Source organism: Pseudomonas sp. FW305-70, assembly GCF_058783925.1.
Genome location: NZ_JBYSYZ010000021.1, coordinates 62012 through 84583, shown reverse-complemented (window position 1 = coordinate 84583; position 22572 = coordinate 62012). Strand labels below are relative to the sequence as shown.

16 protein-coding genes are annotated in these 22572 nt (G+C 61.9%); 7 read left to right on the top strand and 9 right to left on the bottom strand.

Going from position 1 to position 22572, the window contains the following annotated elements; all coding sequences use genetic code 11:
* Positions 1-68 precede the first annotated feature (68 nt).
* A complete protein-coding gene (locus AC3WN7_RS17005) occupies positions 69-935 on the bottom strand; it encodes a pirin family protein (RefSeq protein ID WP_102674356.1) in 867 nt (288 codons plus the stop codon).
* 105 nt (positions 936-1040) lie between these two features.
* Between AC3WN7_RS17005 and AC3WN7_RS17000 the strand changes: the two genes are divergently transcribed.
* The 3 genes from AC3WN7_RS17000 (at position 1041) to dkgB (ending at position 3658) form a co-directional block, all read left to right on the top strand.
* Entirely contained in the window at positions 1041-1949 is a 909-nt protein-coding gene (locus tag AC3WN7_RS17000; RefSeq protein ID WP_095968029.1) for a LysR family transcriptional regulator, read from the top strand.
* A 122-nt stretch (positions 1950-2071) separates the two neighbouring features.
* A complete protein-coding gene (locus tag AC3WN7_RS16995) occupies positions 2072-2611 on the top strand; it encodes a PaaI family thioesterase (protein ID WP_095968028.1) in 540 nt (179 codons plus the stop codon).
* A gap of 243 nt (positions 2612-2854) precedes the next feature.
* A complete protein-coding gene (dkgB, locus tag AC3WN7_RS16990) occupies positions 2855-3658 on the top strand; it encodes a 2,5-didehydrogluconate reductase DkgB (RefSeq protein WP_102674355.1) in 804 nt (267 codons plus the stop codon).
* Positions 3659-3661: 3 nt separating this feature from the next.
* Here dkgB and AC3WN7_RS16985 read toward each other — a convergent pair whose 3' ends face one another.
* The 7 genes from AC3WN7_RS16985 to AC3WN7_RS16955 all read right to left on the bottom strand — a co-directional run bounded on the left by AC3WN7_RS16985 (position 3662) and on the right by AC3WN7_RS16955 (position 14275).
* Positions 3662-6901 (bottom strand): transporter substrate-binding domain-containing protein, encoded by a 3240-nt coding sequence (locus AC3WN7_RS16985; RefSeq protein ID WP_102674354.1) that lies wholly within the window; start codon positions 6899-6901, stop codon positions 3662-3664.
* Positions 6902-7528: a response regulator transcription factor gene (locus tag AC3WN7_RS16980; RefSeq protein ID WP_015094177.1), complete on the bottom strand. Its 627-nt coding sequence runs from the start codon at positions 7526-7528 to the stop codon at positions 6902-6904.
* Between the two features lie 108 nt (positions 7529-7636).
* On the bottom strand, positions 7637-8038 hold the full coding sequence (locus AC3WN7_RS16975; protein WP_102674361.1) for an ANTAR domain-containing protein: 402 nt from the start codon (positions 8036-8038) through the stop codon (positions 7637-7639).
* 127 nt (positions 8039-8165) lie between these two features.
* A complete protein-coding gene (locus AC3WN7_RS16970) occupies positions 8166-8882 on the bottom strand; it encodes an MgtC/SapB family protein (RefSeq protein WP_015094175.1) in 717 nt (238 codons plus the stop codon).
* 140 nt (positions 8883-9022) lie between these two features.
* A complete protein-coding gene (gene mgtA / locus AC3WN7_RS16965) occupies positions 9023-11737 on the bottom strand; it encodes a magnesium-translocating P-type ATPase (protein WP_102674353.1) in 2715 nt (904 codons plus the stop codon).
* A gap of 570 nt (positions 11738-12307) precedes the next feature.
* Entirely contained in the window at positions 12308-13645 is a 1338-nt protein-coding gene (locus AC3WN7_RS16960; RefSeq protein ID WP_095968024.1) for a lysine N(6)-hydroxylase/L-ornithine N(5)-oxygenase family protein, read from the bottom strand.
* A gap of 147 nt (positions 13646-13792) precedes the next feature.
* On the bottom strand, positions 13793-14275 hold the full coding sequence (locus tag AC3WN7_RS16955; RefSeq protein WP_015094172.1) for a sigma-70 family RNA polymerase sigma factor: 483 nt from the start codon (positions 14273-14275) through the stop codon (positions 13793-13795).
* A gap of 366 nt (positions 14276-14641) precedes the next feature.
* On the opposite strand from AC3WN7_RS16955, the gene AC3WN7_RS16950 reads away from it, so the two are divergent.
* From AC3WN7_RS16950 to AC3WN7_RS16940, 3 genes are read left to right on the top strand one after another with little or no spacing between them, the layout of a single operon-like run.
* A complete protein-coding gene (locus AC3WN7_RS16950) occupies positions 14642-15814 on the top strand; it encodes an efflux RND transporter periplasmic adaptor subunit (RefSeq protein WP_102674352.1) in 1173 nt (390 codons plus the stop codon).
* Positions 15815-17788: a MacB family efflux pump subunit gene (locus tag AC3WN7_RS16945; protein ID WP_102674351.1), complete on the top strand. Its 1974-nt coding sequence runs from the start codon at positions 15815-15817 to the stop codon at positions 17786-17788. It begins immediately after the preceding gene.
* A 7-nt stretch (positions 17789-17795) separates the two neighbouring features.
* Positions 17796-19190, top strand: a complete 1395-nt coding sequence (locus AC3WN7_RS16940) for an efflux transporter outer membrane subunit (RefSeq protein WP_102674350.1) — start codon at positions 17796-17798, stop codon at positions 19188-19190.
* 154 nt (positions 19191-19344) lie between these two features.
* Here the strand turns inward: AC3WN7_RS16940 and pvdP are convergent, their stop codons facing one another.
* Positions 19345-20964, bottom strand: coding sequence for a pyoverdine maturation tyrosinase PvdP (gene pvdP / locus AC3WN7_RS16935; protein ID WP_102674349.1), 1620 nt, complete (start codon positions 20962-20964; stop codon positions 19345-19347).
* 243 nt (positions 20965-21207) lie between these two features.
* On the opposite strand from pvdP, the gene pvdM reads away from it, so the two are divergent.
* Positions 21208-22557: a pyoverdine-tailoring dipeptidase-like protein PvdM gene (pvdM, locus tag AC3WN7_RS16930; protein WP_102674348.1), complete on the top strand. Its 1350-nt coding sequence runs from the start codon at positions 21208-21210 to the stop codon at positions 22555-22557.
* Positions 22558-22572 lie beyond the last annotated feature (15 nt).

Sequence of the window (22572 nt, the reverse complement as noted above, 5' to 3'; positions counted from 1 at the left end):
ACAGCCATCCCTGGCCTGAAAACCGGCCTACTCATCCTGTGTAGAGTCGGGTGTTGAAGCGCTGCGAATTAAGCGTGCATCCGGCCGAAGCGTCCGGACTGGAAGTCGGCGAAGGCCTGGTGGATTTCTTGCTCGGTGTTCATCACGAACGGCCCGTGACCGACGATCGGCTCGTCGATCGGCTCGCCGCTGAGCAACAACACCACCGCGTCTTCGCTAGCTTGGAGGGTCATCTGATCGCCCTTGCGATCGAACAGGGCCAATTGCCCCTGGCGCACCGGCTCCAGGCCATTGACCTGAACCGTGCCACGCAAGACCACCAGTGCGGTGTTGCGCCCTTCATGCAGGTCCAGGGTCAGCGACTTGCCGGCATTCAAACGAATGTCCCACAGGTCGACCGGGGTAAAGGTGCGTGCCGGGCCCTTGTGGCCGTCGAACTCACCGGCGATCAGGCGCAGGCTGCCGGCGCTGTCCTTCAAGGCGATGCTCGGGATGTCAGCATCGAGAATCGTCTGGTAGCCGGGGTCGGCCATTTTGTCCCTGGCCGGCAGGTTGACCCACAGTTGCACCATCTCCAGGGTGCCGCCGCTTTTGGCGAATCCTTCGGAGTGAAACTCTTCATGCAGGATCCCCGAGGCAGCGGTCATCCATTGCACATCGCCAGGGCCGATCTTGCCGCCACTGCCGGTGGAATCCCGGTGCTCCAGTTCGCCCTTGTAAACGATAGTCACGGTTTCAAAACCACGATGAGGATGCTGACCAACGCCACGTCGTTCGGTGGTCGGGGTGAATTCAGCGGGGCCGGCGTGATCGAGCAACAGGAACGGGCTGATGTGTTTGCCCAGGTTGTCGTAGGAAAACAGCGTACGAACGGGAAAACCGTCGCCAACCCAATGGGTCCGTGGACTGGTGTAGATACCGATGATGTTTTTCATGGTGTCTCCTGGAGAGGGGGGGTGAAGCCATGGACAAAGCTTAAAACCGTGACCTTTGCTGCGCTAGACTGCAAAAATCAGCTTTAGCGTTCTATTTGGAGAACGATGGTGGAAGACCTCAACACCCTCTACTACTTCACCCAGGTGGTGGAGCATCACGGTTTCGCCGCAGCCGGTCGGGCACTGGACATGCCCAAGTCGAAGCTCAGCCGACGCATTGCCGAGCTTGAAGAACGCCTCGGCGTGCGCCTGCTGCACCGCACCAGCCGGCATTGCTCATTGACGGAAATCGGCCAGGCGTATTACCAGCGCTGCCTGGCCATGCGGGTGGAGGCGGAAAGCGCCGCCGAACTGATCGAGCGCAACCGCTCCGAGCCTCAGGGCATGGTGCGTATCAGTTGCCCGACGGCGCTGCTCAACACCTGGGTCGGGCCGATGCTGACCCGTTACATGCTCAAGTACCCGTTGGTGGAAGTGTTCATCGAGAGCACCAACCGCCGGGTCGACCTGATTCACGAAGGCTTCGACATTGCCCTGCGGGTACGCTTTCCACCGCTGGAAAACACCGACATGGTGATGAAGGTGCTGGGCAACAGTACCCAGAGCGTGGTCGGCAGCCCGGCCTTTTTATCGCGCCTGTCGACACCGGCCTCCCCGGCCGACCTCAGCGGCCTGCCGAGCCTGCACTGGGGCGCGGCGCAGCGCGAATATCAGTGGGAACTGTTCGGCGCCGATGGCAGCACGGCGATGATCCGGCATGCCCCGCGCATGGTCACCGATGACCTGTTGGCCTTGCGCCATGCGGCAGTCGCCGGGATCGGCATCGTGCACCTGCCCAGCGTGGTGGTACGCGATGAAATCGCTGCCGGGCAACTGGTGGAACTGGTGCCGGGCTGGGCACCGAAGAGCGGTGTGATCCATGCGATCTTCCCCTCGCGTCGGGGGTTACTGCCGTCGGTGCGCACCTTGATCGATTTTCTCGGGGAGGAATTCAGCCGCAGTGATATTGCTTGAAGGCAGCGGCAAGCTTTGAGCTGAAAGCGGCAAGTAGATTGGGGGGGTAGCGGAGATTTTATTTCGGGCATAATATTCAATTTGATTACACTCATAATATTTAGCCCACCGAGGACTCCGTCATGCAAAGCCCTAACCGCGACGCCACCCTCGCCCAATGGATCGCCCAGGAACAAGCCATGCGCGCCCGCCTCGCCGGGCCCGGCAGTCTGTCCATGGCCGAGGTCAGCGCATTGTCCCCCGCCGAGTTTTTCGAAGGCATCGGCAACGGCGAATTGCCCTCCCCGCCGATTGGCACACTGATGGATTTCATCCCCATCGAATGGTCGGCCGGGCTGTTCATCTTCCAGGGCACGCCGGATGCCCGGCACTACAACCCGCTAGGCACCGTCCACGGCGGTTATGCCGCAACCTTGCTTGATTCATGCATGGGTTGCGCGGTCCATACACAACTGAAAAAAGGCCAGGGTTACACCACGCTGGATCTGCGCATCAGCTACGTCCGCGCGTTGAACAACGCCAGTGGACCGGTGCGTGCCGAGGGCAAGATTGTGCACTTGGGTCGCTCGACGGCGCTGGCCGAGGGGCGGATTTATGATGTGGAGGGGCGGTTGTATGCGACGGGGACCACCACTTGCATGATTCTTGAACCTCGGGGGTAAGGCTTCAGACCGAGTCGCCACCTTCGCGAGCAAGCCCGCTCCCACAGGGGATTTGTGGTGAACGCAAATCCAGTGTGGGAGCTGGCTTGCCAGCGAAGGCGTCGGATCAGACACCATCACCCCACCAGACTGCCGATGATTCTTGATTTCCAGTAAACATTGCTTTGCCAATCCAGCGGTTTTTCTCACGGATGCAGGCGCGGATACTGCCGCCCATTCCCACTGCAACCTCTGGAGTCATCAATGTCCATTCCCGCCTTCGGCCTGGGTACGTTTCGCTTGCAAGGCCAGGTGCTCATCGATTCGGTGAGCACCGCCCTGGCGCTCGGTTACCGGGTGATCGATACCGCACAAATCTACGAGAACGAAGCCGAGGTCGGCGAGGCTATCGCCGCCAGCGGCATCGCCCGAAAAGACCTGTTCATCACCAGCAAGATCTGGGTCGCCAACCTGGCCGGTGATCGACTGATCGACAGCCTGAAGGAAAGCCTGGGCAAACTGCAGACCGATTACCTGGACCTGACACTGATCCACTGGCCTTCGCCGGACGATCAAGTGCCTGTCGCAGCGTTCATGGGCGCCCTGCTGGAAGCCAAACGCATGGGCCTGACCCGGCAGATCGGCGTGTCCAACTTCACCATCGACCTGATGAAACAGGCGGTTGCGGCCATCGGCGCCGAGCACATCACCACGAACCAGATCGAACTGCACCCGTACCTGCAAAACCGCAAGGTCGTCGCATTCGCGCAGAGCCAGGGCATTGGCATCACGTCCTACATGACTCTGGCTTACGGTGAAGTCCTCAAGGACCCGCTCATCCAGCAGATCGCCGAACGCCTGCGAGCGACGCCGGCTCAGGTCACCCTGGCGTGGGCCATGCAATCGGGTTACTCGGTGATCCCGTCGTCCACTCGCCGGGCCAACCTCGAAAGCAACCTGAAGGCTCGCGAACTGACCTTGAGCGAGGCCGACATGGCCTTGATCGCAACGCTGGATCGCGGCCACCGGTTGACCAGCCCCAATGGCATCGCACCGACCTGGGATTGAGCCTCAGTCCTGCTCGAGACGCAGGTCCAGGCGGGCCATGGCTTGCTGCAACTGGTCGACGGCGTCGTCGATCAGTGCCGCGCGGCCGTCATTGCACGCCCGCTCCAGTTGTTCGCAACACTCGACCAGGCCAAGCGCTTGCACCATCAGTGCCCCGCCCTTGATCCGGTGTGCCAGTGTCTGCAAACCCGGGCGGTTGTCGCTGGCGTGCAAGGCCAGCAAATGCACGCGGTCCTCACGGTTGGTCAGCGCCAGATCGTGCAGCAGTTGATCGATCAGCTCAGGGTCAATATCCGCATAGCGCTCCAGCCCGCTCAAGTCGAACTCGGCCAAGCCTGGGTCGTCATTTGCCGCCGGAGGGGCGCTGGAAAAGCGCTGGGCCAGCCACGCCTGCAAATCCACCAGGCGAATGGGTTTGAACAGGCAATCGTCCATGCCCGCCGCCTGACAGCGGGTTTTCTCCTCGGCCTGCGCATTGGCGGTAAAGCCCAGAATCAGCGTCGGCGAAAGCCCCTGCAGCCGCTCTTGCTCACGTATTGCGCCCGCCAATTCGTAACCGCTGAGCACCGGCATGTTGCAGTCGGTAATGACCAGTTCGAAACTCTGTTCGAAACTCTGTCCGCGCCACTGTTCAAGCCCCTGCGCCCCGTCCTCCGCCAGCACCACACTGTGGCCCAGATAGCTCAACTGCCGTGAGAGCAGCAGGCGATTGGCCGGGTAATCGTCGACCACCAGGATCGACAACGCCCGGGTTGTGAGCTGCGCCGAGTCCTGGGGCATCCCCCCCGCGGGCAACGCTTGCAGGGCGGGCAGCATCAGGCTGATGTCCACCCGCGTGCCGCGCCCAGGCTCACTATCGAGATGCAACTGCCCACCCATCATTTCGCACAGGGTACGACTGATCACCAGACCCAGGCCGGACCCTTGCCGGGCGGTCTGCTGATTGTTATCGGCCTGCACGAACGGGCTGAACAGGCGTTGCTGGTCGAAAGCGCTGATGCCGATGCCGCTGTCCTCGATCCGTACGCTGACGGCGAGATGCGCCGCAGCTTGCGGCCGCACTCGCAGTGTCAGGCTCACCTGGCCTGCACGGGTGAACTTGATGGCGTTGCTCAGCAGATTGGACAGCACTTGTTTGAAGCGCACGGGATCGAGCATCACATCAAGGTCACTGTGTTCGGCGAGCTCGACCCGCCATTGCAGATTCTTCTGAATCGCCAGCCCTTCGAAAACCCGGCAGACCGATGTCACCAGCGCATGCAGGTTGACCCGCTCCGGCGCCAACGACAAATGCCCCGATTCGATCCGGGCGACGTCCAGAATGTCGCCGATCAAATCCAGCAATTGCTGCCCGGCGTTTGACGCCACCTCAATGGCGGCGCGGTCGGTCACCCCTTCATCGGCCCGTTTCAGCGCCAGTTCGAGCATGCCGATCAAGGCGTTCATCGGCGTGCGAATCTCATGGCTCATGGTGGCCAGGAACGTGGTCTTGGCGCGATTGGCGTCGTCCGCCGCGTCCTTGGCTTCCTGCAATTGCCCAAGCAATTGCTGACGCTGGCGAATCTGCCGCCGCTGCCAGACGATCCCGGCCAACGCGAGCAACAGCAAGACACCCGCCAGCGCAAACGCCTGCAAGATCGCCTGTCGGTGTCGCAGCCAGTAACTCTGCTCGACCATCGAGTCATAGCGCCAGGGTTGAGTCAGTTCGTCTATTTCTTCGGGAGGAATGCTTAACAGCGCCTTATCCAGAATCGAATGCAGTTCGGTAGCCTCGCGACTGGTTGCCAGAGTGCTTCGGACAGGGTTGGCACCCACGGTGCTGGTCACCTGCAGGCGATCGCGATACTGCCGGGAAATCAGGTAACGGGCGCTGATCAAGGAGTTGATGCCGCCGTGGACCTTGCCCTGGGCGACCATTTTCATAGCGTCCGTCGACAGTGGTGCATCCACCAGCTGGATCTGCGGGTGATGCTGGCGAAGGTACTCGCCGGCAATGTTGCCCTGGGTCAGCGCCAGGGCTTTTCCCGCCATGTCTTCCAGTGTCCTGGGGCTGTCCCCGGTCGCTCGGGTCACCAGCACCGAAGGGCTGCTCAGAAACGCCCGGGTGAACAGCAGTTCATCCTCACGCAGGGAACTGAGGCCGATACCGGCCAGCACATCGATCTGCCCATTGGTGATGCCGGACACCATCTCAGTCACTGATTTCATGCTCTGGATGTCAAATTGCAGCCCGGTGCGCGAAGTGATTTTCGCCAGCACATCGACGCTGATACCGCGAAACTTGCCTTCGCTGTCGATAAATGAAATCGGCGGAATATTGTCGTTGATCGCCACCCTCACCCGCGGGTGGCGTTCGAGCCAGTGCTGTTCCGCCACACTCAATTGCAATGACCGGGTGCCGTGGATAGATACGCCATTGCCCCCCCAGCGACGCAGAATGTTCATCTGTTCATTGGGGGTGATGGCCGCCAAAGCCTTGTTGACGATGCGCAACAGCGAAACGTTGTCGCGGGTCATCGCGAAGGCAAAGCGCCCGGACTCCATGGGCGAGAAGTCGGTCAGTTGCACGTTGTTCAGGTAGTTCCTGCTGATCAGGTAGTGGGCATTGATCGCATCGCCCAGATAGACATCGGCCTGGCCGAAAGCCACGGCCCCCATCGCCGCCAGTGTCGAGGGAAACAGCTGGACCTGCGCCTTGGAATAGAACTGTTGCACGCTGTATTCGGGCAAGTAGTGATACAGCATCACCAACCGCTGGCCGGCCAGAGTCGAGTCAAGCACCGGAGGGGAATCGGTGCGGGTGACCAGCACCGGTTGATCGACCGCGTAGGCACTGGACATCTGTAACTGTGGGTCCTCGGCTTCATATCGATTGGCGGTTCCCAGAAGGTCTGCCCGCCCCTCCTTGATGGCCTGCACCGCGTCGGCTCGCGACGGATAGCAGTGCACCTCTATGTCGACGTTCAACAACTGTTCGAGCAACCCGGCGTAATCGGCTGTCACGCCTTCGAACACCTTGCCCACCGTATTGAACTCGAAGGGGGGATAGTCCGGCCCCGAGACAGCCAGCACCAATTTGCCCTTTTGCTGCAGCCAGCGTAACTCGGTGTCCGACAACCTGACGCTCAGACCTTCGGCACTCGAGCGTCCCAACAGGGTCAACGACTGTTGCGCACAGACCGTCGGTACCCAAAGAAGAAGGCCCGTCAGCACCCAACCAGCCAGTCGTCGGAGAACGTTCATTCAGATCAGATGATTGCGCAGGGCGAAATCCCTCAAGTGCACCGACGAGCTCATGTTGAGCTTGAGGATGAGCCGGGTCTTGTAGGTACTGACCGTCTTGTAGCTCAGGTGCATGATCTCGGCGATCTCCAGGTTTTTCGAGCCCCGGGCCAGGTACTGCAGAATGGTCAGTTCACGATTGGAGAGTTTGTCGATCAACTGCTTTTCACTGCGTTGCAACTGTCCCATCGCCACGGAGCTCGAGGGGGTCTGGGCGAAATAGGTGTAGCCGGCCATCACCGAATTCACCGCCGCCTTCAAGTCATCCAGGTCCTTGCTCTTGGAAACATAGGCAACAGCCCCGGCGCGCATGCAGCGGTCCTGATAAAACTGCGCCTCCAGCGAGGTGAACACCACCACGCGACATCGGGTGTTTTCGGCCTTTATGCGATCCATCACCTCAAGCCCCGCCACCCCGGGAAGACCCAGATCAAGCAGCACGACATCCGGTTGATGCTCCCGGATCAACGACAGGACCTCATCGCCACGGGAGGCCTCGTAAATCCGCGTGAACCCTTCACCCTTGAGTATGAGTTTGATCATGGAGCGAACCACCGGATGATCTTCCACAATCAGTGCTGACTTCATGACAACTCCCGTGCAAAACAACACGATCGGGCAAAAAATGCCCTCCAGGCACCGCAGCGGTTGGGCACAACGCTGCGCATAGACTCTTGCATGGAAGGCTTGAAAGAACTACCTGACAGAAATGACAGTTCCGACGAACGGCAGACGACGATCGACAGTGCTCATCAACTGCGTAATTGACGCCAGGTCAGGCAAAGCAGCCTGGCTAACCTTGACCTTGCCCGCGATGGGAGGCACCGGCGCCTGCTGTTCATTGAAGATAAACCCGTGATGAACCTGCGGGTTGTCGGCCAGGAAACTGAACAGGTCCAGACCTTCACTGGCCATCGCCCCATTGACGAGCACCAGGTCCAGAGGCTCGCCAGCGTACTCCACCAGTGGAAGGAGCTCGTCGAGGCTGTGCACCGGCGCCACCCGAAAGTAGCCCAGCTGGTTGAACAGCCGCTCGATCCGCAGGCGATTGAAGTGCTGCGCATCGGCGATCAGGATGCGCAAGGATTTATCCGGCAAGGTGACCTCCAAAAGGATGTCGGTTTCAAGAGGTCGCAAAGCCTACGGTAGCCCCCCCCAGGTTTATGTAGGAATTTTCCTAAATGAATACCGGTTAGTCTGACGATTGCCAGGGAATCCTTGGCCTTCACTCCGTAGTACTCGGACTCCAGAACGCCTGCACCACCAGGTTCGAGGTCGAAATCCGGGCCACCAGCGCATCCAGTTCATCACCATCGACCGAGGTGGTCGCCAGGGTGGCTTCGATTTCAATTTCATCCGTGCCGAAGGCATGCACATCGACATCGCTGGCCGGATAGTTGCTGCGCTCCAGCTCGGCTTCGAGCAAGGCCAGCACGGTTTTTTGCTGCGTACGCCGGGCGATGACATAGACGATGTTGGTGACTTCCGCCGAAATCACGTCCAGCGGCTGACGGTTGATGTTGTTGACGATCGGCCGCAGCAAGGTGTTGGCTGCGAGCACGAACAGCGTGCCGAGCAAGGCTTCGGCCAGCAGGTCGGCACCGGCGCAGGCACCGACCGCCGCCGAGGTCCAGAGGGTGGCGGCGGTATTGAGGCCGCGCACATTGCCCTCTTCACGCATGATCACCCCGGCCCCGAGAAAACCGATGCCGGACACCACATACGCCACGACCCGCACGGCGCCATCGGCACCGGCAAGCCGGTTGGCCATGTCGACGAAAATCGCCGCGCCCACCGCCACCAGCACGTTGGTGCGCAGGCCGGCGGTGCGCTGCCGGTACTGGCGCTCGAAACCGATCAGGCCACCGAGGATGAAGGCCGCGCTGAGGCTGACCAGGGTGTCGAGCAGAGAGGTCAGGTTGAGGTTGTTGATGGCTTGCATGATGAAATCCTTGAAAAATACACGATCCCCTGTAGGAGCGAGCTTGCTCGCGATGGTCTCAAGAGCGCCGCGTTTAGCCAGTAAACACGCGTTATCGTTAACGACCATCGCGAGCAAGCTCGCTCCTACATCTGGCAGCATTACTGCCAGCCAAACCGCCGGATATAGAACCCCTTCACCGCCTGGGTCAGCGCCATGTACGCCAGCAGGATCACCGGCAGGAACACGAAGTACAGCGACGGCAGCGCCTGCAACTTGAAGTAATGCGCCAGCGGGCCCATCGGCAGGAAAATCCCCACGGCCATGATCAACCCGGTCATCACCAGCAACGGCATGGCCGCACGGCTTTGCAGGAACGGGATCTTCGGCGTGCGGATCATGTGCACGATCAGTGTCTGGGTCAGCAGCCCGACCACGAACCAGCCGGACTGGAACAGGGTCTGGTGATCCGGGGTGCTGGCATCGAACACGTACCACATCAAGGCGAACGTGGTGATGTCGAAGATCGAACTGATCGGCCCGAAAAACAGCATGAAGCGCCCGACATCCGCCGGCTGCCAGCGCTGCGGTTGCTTGAGCATCTCGTCGTCGACGTTATCGAACGGAATGGCGATCTGCGAAATGTCGTAGAGCAGGTTCTGCACCAGCAGGTGCATCGGCAGCATCGGCAGAAAGGGTATGAACGCACTGGCCACCAGCACCGAGAACACGTTGCCGAAGTTCGAACTGGCGGTCATCTTGATGTACTTGAGCATGTTGGCGAAGGTCCGGCGCCCTTCCAGCACGCCCTCCTCCAGCACCATCAGGCTCTTTTCCAGCAGGATGATGTCGGCCGCCTCCTTGGCGATGTCCACGGCACTGTCCACGGAAATGCCGATGTCGGCCGTGCGCAGGGCCGGGGCGTCGTTGATGCCGTCGCCCATGAAACCGACCACATGGCCGTTACCCTTGAGCAGACGGACGATGCGTTCCTTGTGCGACGGCGTCAGTTTGGCGAAGACGTTGGTGGTCTCTACGGCTTTCGCCAGCTCGGCATCTGTCATGCGCTCGATATCGTTGCCCATCAGCAGACCCTGCTGTTCCAGGCCGACTTCGCGGCAGATCTTTGCCGTCACCCGTTCGTTGTCGCCGGTCAGCACTTTCACCGCCACGCCATGGGCCGCCAGCGCCTTGAGGGCCGGCGCGGTGCTTTCTTTCGGCGGATCGAGAAAGGCCACATAACCGATCAGCGTCAGGGCCTGTTCATCGGCCAGGCTGTAGGTGTCGCGGCCTTCGAACATTGGCCGTGCCGCTACCGCCACCACCCGCAGGCCCTCGGCGTTGAAGGTGGCCGTGACCTGACGGATGCGCGCCAGCAGCTCTTCGCTCAAGGCTTCATCGACTTCGCCATGGCGCACCCGCGAGCAGACCGCCAACACTTCCTCCACCGCCCCCTTGCAGATCAACAGGTGCGGTTGATCGCGCTCGGCGACCACCACCGACATGCGCCGGCGAGTGAAGTCGAACGGAATCTCGTCGACCTTGCGAAACGCCGTGCCGACTTTCAGTTCACGGTGGATTTCGACGTGTTCCAGCACCGCCACATCCAGCAGGTTTTTCAGACCGGTCTGGTAGTAGCTGTTGAGGTAGGCCATTTCCAGCACGTCATCCGAGTCGTTGCCCCAGACGTCGACGTTGCGCGCCAGGAAGATCTTGTCCTGGGTCAGGGTGCCGGTCTTGTCGGTGCACAGCACGTCCATGGCGCCGAAGTTCTGGATCGCGTCGAGGCGTTTGACGATGACTTTCTTGCGCGACAGGAACACCGCGCCCTTGGCCAGGGTCGAGGTGACGATCATCGGCAGCATCTCCGGGGTCAGGCCCACGGCAATCGACAGTGCGAACAGCAGCGCTTCGGTCCAGTCGCCCTTGGTGAAACCGTTGATGAACAACACCAGCGGCGCCATCACGAACATGAAGCGAATCAACAGCCAGCTGACTTTGTTGACGCCGGTCTGGAACGAAGTCGGCGCGCGATCCGTCGCACCGACCCGCTGGGCCAGCGCACCGAAATAGGTGCAGTTGCCGGTGGCGAGGATCACCGCCATGGCCGTGCCGGACACCACGTTGGTGCCCATGAACAGGATGTTGTCCAGGTCCAGCGGGTTCTGCGTGTCGCGGTCCTGCTGCCGGGGAAATTTTTCCACCGGCATCGATTCGCCGGTCATGGCCGCCTGGCTGACGAACAGGTCCTTGGCGCTGAGCACCCGGCAATCGGCGGGAATCATGTCCCCGGCAGACAGCACGATCAGGTCGCCCGGCACCAGTTGTTTGATTGGCAGTTCGATGCGCTGCGCGCTGTGGTTCTCAAGGTCCCTGCGCATCACTGTGGCCGTGTTGCTGACCATGGCCTTGAGGGCATCGGCGGCCTGATTGGATTTGGTTTCCTGCCAGAAACGCAGCAAGGTCGAGAGCACCACCATGGAGAAAATCACGATGGCGGCTTTCATGTCTTCGGTCAGCCAGGAGATGACCGCCAGCAGTGTCAGCAGCAGGTTGAACGGATTCTTGTAGCAGTGCCACAGGTGCGTCCACCAGGGCAGCGGTTGTTCGTGCTCGACTTCATTGAGGCCGAACTGCTCGCGCAGGGCATCGGCTGCAGGCTCGCTCAAGCCATCGGTGTGAGAGCCGAGTGTGTCAAGCAACTGGCCAGTGTCGCTGCCGGCAGCGTTGACCAGGGTTTGCGCCAGGGTGGGCGGGACTTCACGGCTGACCGTGGTGTCGGTGAAGGTTTCCAGCAACGCCAGGCGACGGAAGTGCCGGGCGATGTGGCGGTTACGCAGGAAGCCTGCGAAGAATTCCTTGAGGGTAAGTTTCATGGCTGGTGCCCCTTTGGTCAGCCGGGAAACCGTCGAGCAGGCAGGTCCACGCCTCTGCCGCCGGAACAACCGGCAAAGCAAGGCCTGGCGCGCCGGTCACGAATGACAGGCGTGTCGATAGAGCGGCGGTCACGACAAAAAGTCGAAACCACGCACTGTTCAGTGTCGATGAGAGGGACGTCGGGACACGGCCGGGACTGGCCATGATCAGGATGCCGCTGCTCGCTTGTCGGCGAGACAACGGCACAGGAGACTGCGCGTTATCTGGCCGAGAAAATGCCGGTTACCGAGACCGGCCGACAACTGTCACTCGAACAAGTACCCACTGTGGGTCTCCGTAATGGATGAAAACGCGCGAAGCTTACGCCCCGATGTTTGGGGAGTAAACCCGTTACATAGTCTTGCAGGGGCAATCTCGGAGTTCTTCAGGAAGGGTTCAGGAATCAATATTTGCGGTGTTCTTTCCGGCCCCTTCGCGAGCAAGCCCGCTCCCACAATTGATCTGCGAACACAGGGCAAAATGTGGGAGCGGGCTTGCTCGCGAAGGCGACCTGTCAGGCGCTGAAAAACTCAGCTGGCCGTGGCCAACAACAGATCCACCACCGACCGCCCATGCCCGCGATGCTTGCCATGCTCATACAGCGAACCGGCAATCTCATCGGCACGGATCGGCAGGATCGACAGCAAGGTGTCGCTCAGCCCGTGGCTGGCCTGGCAGAAGCCCTGCATGTAGAGACCGGCCTTGCAGCGTTCATCCGTGATCAGTTTGTAATTGCGATCGACCTTGAAATCGCCCAGGTACTCTTCCAGCGGCGCCAGCAGCTTGCGGTGCATCTGCCGCTCGTAACCGGTGGCGAGCACCACGGCATCGTAGTGACGCACCGAGACTTCACCGGTGGCGTTGTTGCGCAGCACCAGTTCGACACCACGTTCGTTGGCGGTGGCCTTTTCGATCGTGGTCAGGGTATGGAACGCATGACGGGCGATGCCCGAGACCTTCTGCCGGTAGAAGATGCCGTAGATGCGCTCGATCAGATCGATGTCCACCACCGAATAGTTGGTGTTGTGGTACTCGTTGACCAGGCGCTCGCGCTCGCTGTCGGGTTGCTGGAACACCAGGTCGGTGAACTCCGGCGAGAACACTTCGTTGACGAAGGGGCTGTCGTCGGCCGGCTTCAGTGCCGAGCCGCGCAGGATCATGTCCACCTGCACCGACGGGAAGCTGTCGTTCAAATCGATGAAGGCCTCGGCGGCGCTCTGCCCGCCACCGATGATCGCAATGCTCATCGGCTGATTGTTCACGCACGGCTGCCTGGCCATCTGCGCCAGGTACTGGGAATGGTGGAACACCCGGCCGTCATCCTTGAGCGCCTTGAACACCTCGGGAATACGCGGCGTGCCACCGGCGCTGACCACCACCGAACGGGTGGTGCGCACCTGTTGATGCCCGCTCGCATCGCGGGAAATCACCCGCAATGCCTCGACCTGATGGTTGTGCAGCACCGGCTCGATGGTCAGCACTTCTTCGCCGTAACGGCTTTGTGCCGTGAACTGCCCGGCCACCCAGCGCAGGTAGTCGTTGTACTCCATGCGGCACGGATAGAAGGTGCCCAGGTTGATGAAGTCCACCAGGCGCCCGTGGGCCTTGAGGTAATTGACGAATGAATAGGGGCTGGTCGGGTTGCGCAGGGTCACCAGGTCCTTGAGGAAGGAAATCTGCAACTCGCTCTGGGTCACCAGGGTGTTGCCGTGCCAGCGGTAGTCGGCCTGCTTGTCGAGAAACAGCACATCCAGGTTGCCCTGGCTCGCCCCGCGCTCTTGCAGCGCAATGGCCAGTGCCAGGTTCGACGGGCCGAAACCGACGCCGATCAGGTCGTGAACGAGGGGCGATGCAATTGCCTGTGTCATTTCCAGTGTCCTCTGGATGTTCCCCGCAACAGCGGGGCATTGAACCTAAGTGACCTGACCGGCCTTGGGCAGGGCAACAGGTCGTCTGTTGAGTAGGAACGAGGACAATGGAACAAAATTTAACCGGGCTTGATGAATCCCGGAGGATCAGTGACCTTCCCACTGGCGCATCCGCGCACGGCAATGCTTCATGGCATTGACGATGTGCTTTTCCACCAGCGCACGGGAAATACCCAGTTGTCCGGCGATTTCCAGATGGGACAGGCCATCGATCTTGCGCAGCAGAAAACTCTCGCGGCACAGCCGTGGCAGTTCCGCCAGGGCACGCTGGAGCATGTCCAGACGCTGGCCGTGATCGAGGACCTTGTGCGGTGAAGGTATGAAGCAGCTTTCTTCGCTGTCGAGTACGTCCAGCGGCTCGGTGCGACGCAAGGCGTTGCGCCGGTGGTCATCGACGACCAGGTTTAGAGCGGTGCGATAAAGGAATGCCCGGGGCTGCTCGATCGGTGTATCGCTGGAACGCTCCAGGACCCGCAGGTAAGCGTCATGCACCACATCTTCGGCCACCTGACGGTTGCCCAGCCTGGCGTTCAGGAAACACACCAGCTCGCGATAGTAGTTTTCCAACATGACTCCCGTCCGCACGGGGGTGCGGTTGCTGTCCTTGAGCCGTTTCGGCGACCGCTGGAACACGCAGTGGCACGATAGTGGCAGTTTGAGAAGTGTAATTTATAGTAATTCTCATATAGATTTAAAGTACTGCTTCACCTTTCCCGGCATTTAGTCACGAACCCTGTAGGAGTGAGCTTGCTCGCGATGGCATCAAGGACAACGCGTTGATCCAGACAGCACGCGTTATCGTTAACGTCCATCGCGAGCAAGCTCGCTCCTACAAGGGGTTGTGTCACCACCTAAATTCCCCGGCGCTTTCTACGTTTACAGGACAGCTCCCCGTCTCTGCCCGGACGGGCCGATTTCCCAAGGCCGGAACCCCGCATGAAACGCCCCCGACAGACCCGACGCGCCCTGCTTGCAGCACTTTGTCTGATCCCCGTGGTGGCCGTCGCCGCCTGGCAGTTCATCCCGCCGGGCCGCGACCAGTTCACCACCGTCCAGGTCAGCCGCGCCGACATTGAAAGCAGCGTCACCGCCCTGGGCACCCTGCAACCGCGGCGCTATGTCGACGTCGGCGCCCAGGCCTCCGGGCAAATCCACAAGATCCACGTGGAAGTTGGCGACCGGGTCAAGGAAGGCCAATTGCTGGTGGAAATCGACCCGTCCACGCAACAGGCCAAACTCGATGCCGGACGCTTCTCCATCGAAAACCTCAAGGCGCAGCTGCAGGAACAGCGGGCGCAACACGAACTGGCCCGGCAGAAATACCAGCGCCAGCAGAACCTCGCCGCTGGCGGCGCCACCCGTGAAGAAGACGTGCAGACCGCCCAGGCCGAACTGCGCGTGACCCAGGCGCGCATCGACATGTTCCAGGCGCAGATCCGCCAGGCCGAAGCCAGCCTGCGCAGCGATCAGGCGGAGCTCGGCTACACGCGGATTTATGCACCGATGGCCGGCACAGTAGTGGCGCTGGATGCCCGCGAGGGCCAGACCCTCAATGCCCAACAGCAGACACCGCTGATCCTGCGCATCGCCAAGCTGTCGCCCATGACTGTATGGGCCGAGGTCTCGGAGGCCGACATCGGCCACGTCAAACCGGGCATGCACGCCTGGTTCACCACCCTGAGCGGCGGCACCCGGCGCTGGACCAGCACCGTGCGGCAAATCCTCCCCGTGCCGCCCAAGCCCCTGGACCAGACCAGCCAGGGCGGTGGCAGCCCCGCCAGCACCAGCAAAAGCGGGAGTGCCCGCGTGGTGCTGTACACCGTGCTGCTGGACGTCGACAACGCCGACAACGCGCTGATGGCGGAAATGACCACCCAGGTGTTCTTCGTCGCCAACCAGGCGCAGAACGTCCTCACCGCACCCATCGTCGCCCTGCAAACCGGCGCACAGCCAGACCTGCAGACCGCGCAAGTGGTCGCCAAAAACGGCAGCATCGAACAGCGCAACGTGCGCACCGGCATCAGTGACCGCCTGCGGGTGCAGATCCTCGACGGCCTGCAAGAAGGCGATCACCTGTTGATCGGCCCGGTCGACGGGAGTGGCGGCTGAATGCTGACGCCCCTGATCGAACTTTCGGACATCCGCAAAGCCTACGGCGGTGGCGAGGCGCCTGAAGTTCACGTATTGCGCGGTATCGACCTGTCGATCCATGCCGGGGAATTCGTGGCGATTGTCGGCGCCTCCGGTTCCGGCAAGTCGACGCTGATGAACATCCTCGGCTGCCTCGACCGTCCGACCTCGGGCGAATACCGTTTCGCCGGGGAAAACGTCGCCGCCCTCGACAGCGACGAACTGGCCTGGCTGCGGCGCGAAGCCTTCGGTTTTGTGTTCCAGGGCTATCACCTGATTCCGTCGGGTTCGGCCCAGGAGAACGTCGAGATGCCGGCCATCTATGCCGGCACTCCGGCCGCCGAACGTCACGCCCGCGCCGCCGCCCTGCTCGAGCGCCTCGGCCTGGCTTCGCGCACCGGCAACCGCCCCCATCAACTCTCCGGCGGCCAGCAGCAACGGGTGTCGATCGCCCGCGCGCTGATGAACGGCGGCCACATCATCCTTGCCGACGAACCCACCGGCGCCCTCGACAGCCACAGCGGCGCCGAGGTCATGAGCCTGCTCGACGAGCTGGCGAGCCAGGGCCACGTGGTGATCCTCATCACCCACGACCGCGAAGTGGCGGCCCGGGCCAAACGCATCATCGAGATCCGCGACGGCCTGATCATCAGCGACAGCGCCAGTGAAAACCCGACCGCGCAACATTCGGCCAACCCGGGTGCGCTACAAGCCGTCGACCTGCGCAAGCGCTTGAGTGAAGGCGCCGAAGCCACCGGCGCCTGGAAGGGTGAATTGGTCGATGCCGTGCACGCGGCGTGGCGGGTGATGTGGATCAACAAGTTCCGCACCGCGCTGACCCTGCTCGGGATCATCATCGGTGTCGCCTCGGTGGTGGTCATGCTGGCCGTGGGTGAAGGCAGCAAACGCCAGGTGATGGCGCAGATGGGCGCGTTCGGTTCCAACATCATTTACCTCAGCGGCTCGGCGCCCAACCCGCGTACGCCGATGGGCATCATCACCCTCGATGAGGTCGCAGCGATTGCCAGCTTGCCCCAGGTCATGCGGATCATGCCGGTCAACGGCCAGGAGGCCGGGGTGCGCTTCGGCAACCTTGATCACATGAGCTATGTCGGTGGCAACGACACCAACTTCCCGGCGATCTTCAACTGGCCGGTGGTCGAGGGCAGCTACTTCACCCACGCCGATGAACAGAACGCCGCGGCGGTCGCGGTGATCGGGCACAAGGTGCGGACCAGGTTGCTCAAGGACGTGGCCAACCCGATCGGCCAGTACATCCTGATCGAAAACGTACCCTTCCAGGTGGTCGGCGTGCTCGCCGAAAAAGGCGCCAGCTCCGGCGACTCCGACAGCGACGACCGCATTGCCATCCCCTACTCCGCCGCCAGTGTGCGCCTGTTCGGCACGTACAATCCCGAGTACATCGCCATCGCCGCCGCCGACGCGCGCAAGGTCAAGGAAACCGAAAAGGCCATCGAGCAATTGATGCTGCGCCTGCACGACGGCAAGCACGACTTCGAACTGACCAACAATGCCGCAATGATCCAGGCCGAGGCACGCACGCAAAACACCCTGTCGCTGATGCTCGGTTCGATTGCCGCCATTTCGCTGCTGGTGGGCGGGATCGGCGTGATGAACATCATGCTCATGACCGTACGCGAACGTACCCGCGAGATCGGCATCCGCATGGCCACCGGTGCGCGCCAGCGCGACATCCTGCGCCAGTTCCTCACCGAAGCGGTGATGCTCTCGGTGGTGGGCGGCCTCACCGGGATTGCCTTGGCGCTGATCGTCGGTGGCGTGCTGATTTTCAGCGAAGTGGCTGTCGCGTTCTCCCTGATAGCGGTGCTGGGCGCCTTCGGCTGCGCCCTGGTCACCGGTGTTGTTTTCGGCTTTATGCCGGCCCGCAAAGCTGCCCGACTCGACCCGGTCACGGCCCTTACCAGTGAATGATCGATTGATGAAGCCGCCACTCAGTGTGTTAACCCTGTGCCTGTTGCTCAGTGCCTGCGGCACCCCGGCCCAGCGCCCCGACAGCGGCATCCAGCCGCCGGCCTCTTGGCAATCGCCGCACACCGCAGGCGCTGTCCATGACAACCAACAATGGTGGAACCGCTTCGGCAGCCCGCAACTGGGGCGCCTGATCGAACAGGCGCGCCTCGGCAGTTACGACTTGGCCGCCGCCATCGCCAGAGTGCGCCAGGCCCAGGCCGACACGGTCATCGCCGGCGGCTCGCAACTGCCGGAGGTCAAGGCCTCGGCCAATGCCAATCGCCAGAAGCTGATGCGGGGCAGCGGCTACAGTCAGCTCGATGCCGACAGCGATAACGACGCCGTCGACTACTTCAATGCGAACCTGGTGGCCAGCTACGAAATCGATTTCTGGGGCGGCCAGCGCGCCAGCCGCGACAGTGCTCAATTCAGTCTGAACGCCAGCGAGTTCGATCAGGCCACCGTGGAATTGACCTTGCTCAGCGGCGTGGCCAACAGTTACGCGCAAGCCTTGTCGTTGCAGGAGCAGAGCCGCATCGCCGAGTTGAACCTGGCCAATGCGCAAAGCGTGCTGAAACTGGTGCAGACCCGCTTCGATTCGGGCTCGGCCACGGCCCTGGAACTGGCGCAGCAAAAAAGCCTGGTGGCGGCGCAGCAACGCCAGCTGCCGCTGGTGCGGCAACAGGCCGAGGAGGCGCGAATCAGCCTCGCCGCCCTGCTCGGCCGCCCGGTACAGGCACTGTCGCTGGGTCAGGAACGCTTCGATCAACTGACCTGGCCGGCCATCGACGCCGGGGTGCCCAGCCAGTTGCTCAGCCGCCGTCCGGACATTGCCCGGGCCGAGGCGCAACTGGCCGCCGCCCAGGCCGACGTCACCGTCGCCCGGGCCGCCATGCTGCCCACCGTGACCCTCACCGCCGAAATCGGCTCCGGGGCCGACCGGGTCGACGATATTCTGCGCAGTCCCTTCTACAACCTCAGCGCCGGGCTGCTTGCGCCGGTGTTCAACAACGGCCGCCTCGGCGCCCAGCGCGACAAGGCCACGGCACGCCAGCAAGAACTGCTGGAAACCTATCGCGGCGCGATCATCAACGGCTTCGCCGACGTCGAAAAAGCCCTCAACAGCATTCGCGGGCTGGACGAACAGCGCGGGTGGCAGAGTGAAGAACTGAGCCAGGCGCAGACTGCATTCAACATTGCGCAAAGCCGTTACCAGGCCGGGGCCGAGGATTTGCTGACAGTCCTGGAAACCCAACGCACGCTGTATGCGGCGCAGGATTTGAATGTGCAACTGCGCTTGTCGCGGATGCAGGCGAGCATTGCGTTGTACAAGGCGTTGGGTGGGGGGTGGCAGGCTCTTTAATCGTGGTGTCTGTCAGGACGCCTTCGCGAGCAAGCCCGCTCCCACATTTTGACCTGTGTTCACAGATCAATTGTGGGAGCGGGCTTGCTCGCGAAGGGGCAGGAACATTCAACATCAATGCCCCTGATTTCTCGATTTAACGGTAACGCTGTTATCAAGCCTGGCTCTGTTTAGCCTTCAGATTTCGCGCATACCACGGCCGCTGCGGCACCTTGCGGAACAAATCCTTCAGCTTCTTTTCGTCCTCGCCAAAGGTAATACGCAACGCCAGCTTCATGGTTTCCGGGTCCATTTCCACTGACTTGCCCGCCTGCAACCCCGGCGTGGTGCTGCAGCCATGGGTGACCGGGCCGAGCCACGGGTCATCGATTTCGACCCAACGCCCCGGCGCAAACCAGGGCACGCCATTGACCTGCAGCCGACTGACCTGCCCCGGGTGGAAGCGCTCATGGGCGCGGAACCAGTCCTCCAGACGATCGTCGATCCAGCCGTGGAAATGCCAGAACACCGGGTTCACATGGGAGGAAAACGGGTCGCCGAGGAAGTCGTTTTCCGCGGCGAACCAGCGCGCGGAAAAGTCTGCCGGATCACGGGCAAAGGGCACCGGCTGACCGTTGGACGGATCACGCGGCACCGAAGCCCAGCGCATGTGCAGCCAGTCGTGCAGGCCCAGTTCAACCTCCGAGCCGAACTGGCCGAGGGTCAGCGTCGACAGGTAACGCGGATCACGGTAGCGCGATTCCCAGACCTGGAAATTGCTGTGATACGTCTCGCCGGTCTTGATGTCACTGACCCATTGCGTGTATTCGTCATCGTCCTCGGCCAGCCAGGTCGGCGGCAGCGCGGTACCGTCGTGGTTGTCGAAGTAGCGGGCGAAGCCAGGCCGGTCCCGCGCCAGCTCCGGTTGCGGCAACGGGAAGTGCGGCCAGGACGGCAAGTCCTGCATCGAACGCGCCGTGCCAAGCATGTGCCGATGCATGAAGAAAAAGTCCACGCCCGAACCGTTGCGATCCTTGCGCACACCTCGGCCATCGCGCTCCCTGTCTCGCGGACCGGGTTGCCAGCCGAGCCCGCGTAAGGCGCCGCGCTGCTCTTCGGACAGCTTGTGCCACTTGTCCCGGGAGGCATGCCAGAGCTGGTGGAACAGACGGTGCTCCGGCGATACCAGCCAGGCCAGCAGGGCCGGATTGAGGCCGCTGCGTTCACGTGCTTCAGGGAATGTCCGTTTGACGGCAATGAAACGATTGTCCTGGGACGTCAGCATCAGCGGGCGCTTGAGGTCCAGCACGCGCCCACTGAGACTGCCGCTGCCGGCGTTACCGAAACCGGCCCAGACCTCATCCAGAGTCATGTCGAATTCGTAATCGCAACAGCCGCTGGCGCCCAGCAGTCGCCAACCGAGCTGCTTCGGGTTGGCCCCGGACAGATCGCCGAGCACCCGGTAACGGGGCTCCTCGGTGGAGCGCAAACGCTCGGCAGTGTCGAGGAAGCCGACCACGCCGCGACCTTTGTGAGCGATGTCGAGAAAGACCTCCAGCCCCTCCAGCGGCAAGCCTTCGATGCCGGCGTCACGGCCTTCGAACCGAATCTTCCAGACCCCGCGCAAGGCGTCCGCCAACCGCTGGCCGGCCACGTCCGCCACGTCGAACGAGGCTTCGCCCGGGGTGATCGCAGGGTCCGGTTTGGTCAGTTCGCGATGCCCGTAGTAGACCGCAGGCACGGCGGCACCGGTCAGCGCCAGGCCCGCGAGGAACCATCGTCGAGAAATCGTCATTGCCCTACCTGTGTCAGCCATGGAGCAGGCTTTATCCAAGCTAGAACGTTTGTTGCCCTGACAAATTTAAAAGCTTCGCGAGCAAGCCCGCTCCCACAGGTAACCGCATTCCAAATGTGGGAGCGGGCTTGCTCGCGAAGAGGCCGGCACAAACACCTAAATTATTGGATCAGCCATACGTTCCCCCCAGATAGCAAAGGCCCCCGCGCCTGATCCCCGACGGCGAACCTGACTGAGACGGCAATGACAAAACCACGTTCGAAAAAGGCTCTTTTCATCGGCTTGCCGCTGGCCCTGGCGATCAGCGCAGGGGCAGGCTTCGGGGCTTGGGACTACTGGTTCAGGGACAACCCCGGCTACCCGGTGAAGGTGATGAAACAGGCCGATCAACTGCAGGAGCGTATCCTTTCGTTCGACAGCCACATCACCATACCGATGGACTTCGGCACTGCCGGCAACGAAGTCGACAAGGACGGCGAAGGCCAGTTCGACCTGGTCAAGACCGGACGCGGGCGCCTGTCCGGGGCGGCGCTGACGATTTTCGGCTGGCCGGAAATCTGGAACGGTCCCAACGCGCCCCATCGCCCGACCGCCGGTTTCGTCGACGAGGCCCGACACGAGCAGGAAACCCGCTACAAGATCATCAGCACGATGGTGCGCGACTTCCCCAATCAAGTCGCCATCGCCTACACCCCCGACGACTTCCGGCGCCTGCACGGCGAAGGCAAGTTCGCAATTTTCATCAGCATGCTCAACGCCTACCCGCTGGGCAATGACCTTAACGCCCTGGACAAGTGGGCGGCGCGCGGCATGCGCATGTTCGGCTTCAGCTACGTGGGCAACAACGCCTGGGCCGACTCGTCGCGGCCCCTGCCGTTCTTCAATGATTCGCGGGACGCCCTCGGCGGGCTATCGGACATCGGCAAGCAAGCGGTGCAGCGTCTCAACGACCTGGGCGTGATCATCGATGTGTCGCAGATGTCGACCAAGGCCCTGGAGCAGGTCGCGCACCTGAGCCGCACGCCGATGGTCGCCTCGCACTCGGCGCCACGCGCCCTGGTGGACATCCCGCGCAACCTCAGCGATGCGGAAATGCAGTTGATCAAGAACAGCGGCGGCGTGGTGCAGATTGTCGGTTTCCCGACCTACATCCGCCCGCTGAGCCAGGCCACCCAGGACAAGCTCAACGCCCTGCGCGCGCGCTTCGACCTGCAACCGCTGCAAGGCCTGGAAATGGCGCTGATGCCGGGTGACCCGGTGATCACCGTCTGGCCCGAGCAGCGTTTCGGCGAATACGCCAGCCAGCTCTATTCGATCCTCGACGAGGAACCCAAGGCCAGTCTCAAGGATTACGGCGACGCGATCGATTACGCCGTGAAAAAAATCGGCATCGACCACGTCGGCATCAGTTCCGACTTCAATGATGGCGGCGGCCTCGACGGCTGGAAAGACGTCAGCGAAGCCCGCAACGTGACCGCCGAACTGATCAGCCGCGGCTACAGCGAGGCCGACATCGCCAAGCTCTGGGGCGGCAATTTCCTGCGGGTCTGGGACCAGGTGCAAAAATCCTCCCGGCCCGTGGTCCAGAACTGATTTTCTCCTTTTGCC

Excerpts from the sequence above, each read along its gene's own strand:
- AC3WN7_RS17005 (WP_102674356.1), bottom strand. The coding sequence starts at position 935 with ATGAAAAACATCATCGGTATCTACACCAGTCCACGGACCCATTGGGTT.
- AC3WN7_RS17000 (WP_095968029.1), top strand. The coding sequence starts at position 1,041 with ATGGTGGAAGACCTCAACACCCTCTACTACTTCACCCAGGTGGTGGAG.
- AC3WN7_RS16995 (WP_095968028.1), top strand. The coding sequence starts at position 2,072 with ATGCAAAGCCCTAACCGCGACGCCACCCTCGCCCAATGGATCGCCCAG.
- dkgB (WP_102674355.1), top strand. The coding sequence starts at position 2,855 with ATGTCCATTCCCGCCTTCGGCCTGGGTACGTTTCGCTTGCAAGGCCAG.
- AC3WN7_RS16985 (WP_102674354.1), bottom strand. The coding sequence starts at position 6,901 with ATGAACGTTCTCCGACGACTGGCTGGTTGGGTGCTGACGGGCCTTCTT.
- AC3WN7_RS16980 (WP_015094177.1), bottom strand. The coding sequence starts at position 7,528 with ATGAAGTCAGCACTGATTGTGGAAGATCATCCGGTGGTTCGCTCCATG.
- AC3WN7_RS16970 (WP_015094175.1), bottom strand. The coding sequence starts at position 8,882 with ATGCAAGCCATCAACAACCTCAACCTGACCTCTCTGCTCGACACCCTG.
- mgtA (WP_102674353.1), bottom strand. The coding sequence starts at position 11,737 with ATGAAACTTACCCTCAAGGAATTCTTCGCAGGCTTCCTGCGTAACCGC.
- AC3WN7_RS16960 (WP_095968024.1), bottom strand. The coding sequence starts at position 13,645 with ATGACACAGGCAATTGCATCGCCCCTCGTTCACGACCTGATCGGCGTC.
- AC3WN7_RS16955 (WP_015094172.1), bottom strand. The coding sequence starts at position 14,275 with ATGTTGGAAAACTACTATCGCGAGCTGGTGTGTTTCCTGAACGCCAGG.
- AC3WN7_RS16950 (WP_102674352.1), top strand. The coding sequence starts at position 14,642 with ATGAAACGCCCCCGACAGACCCGACGCGCCCTGCTTGCAGCACTTTGT.
- AC3WN7_RS16945 (WP_102674351.1), top strand. The coding sequence starts at position 15,815 with ATGCTGACGCCCCTGATCGAACTTTCGGACATCCGCAAAGCCTACGGC.
- AC3WN7_RS16940 (WP_102674350.1), top strand. The coding sequence starts at position 17,796 with ATGAAGCCGCCACTCAGTGTGTTAACCCTGTGCCTGTTGCTCAGTGCC.
- pvdP (WP_102674349.1), bottom strand. The coding sequence starts at position 20,964 with ATGACGATTTCTCGACGATGGTTCCTCGCGGGCCTGGCGCTGACCGGT.
- pvdM (WP_102674348.1), top strand. The coding sequence starts at position 21,208 with ATGACAAAACCACGTTCGAAAAAGGCTCTTTTCATCGGCTTGCCGCTG.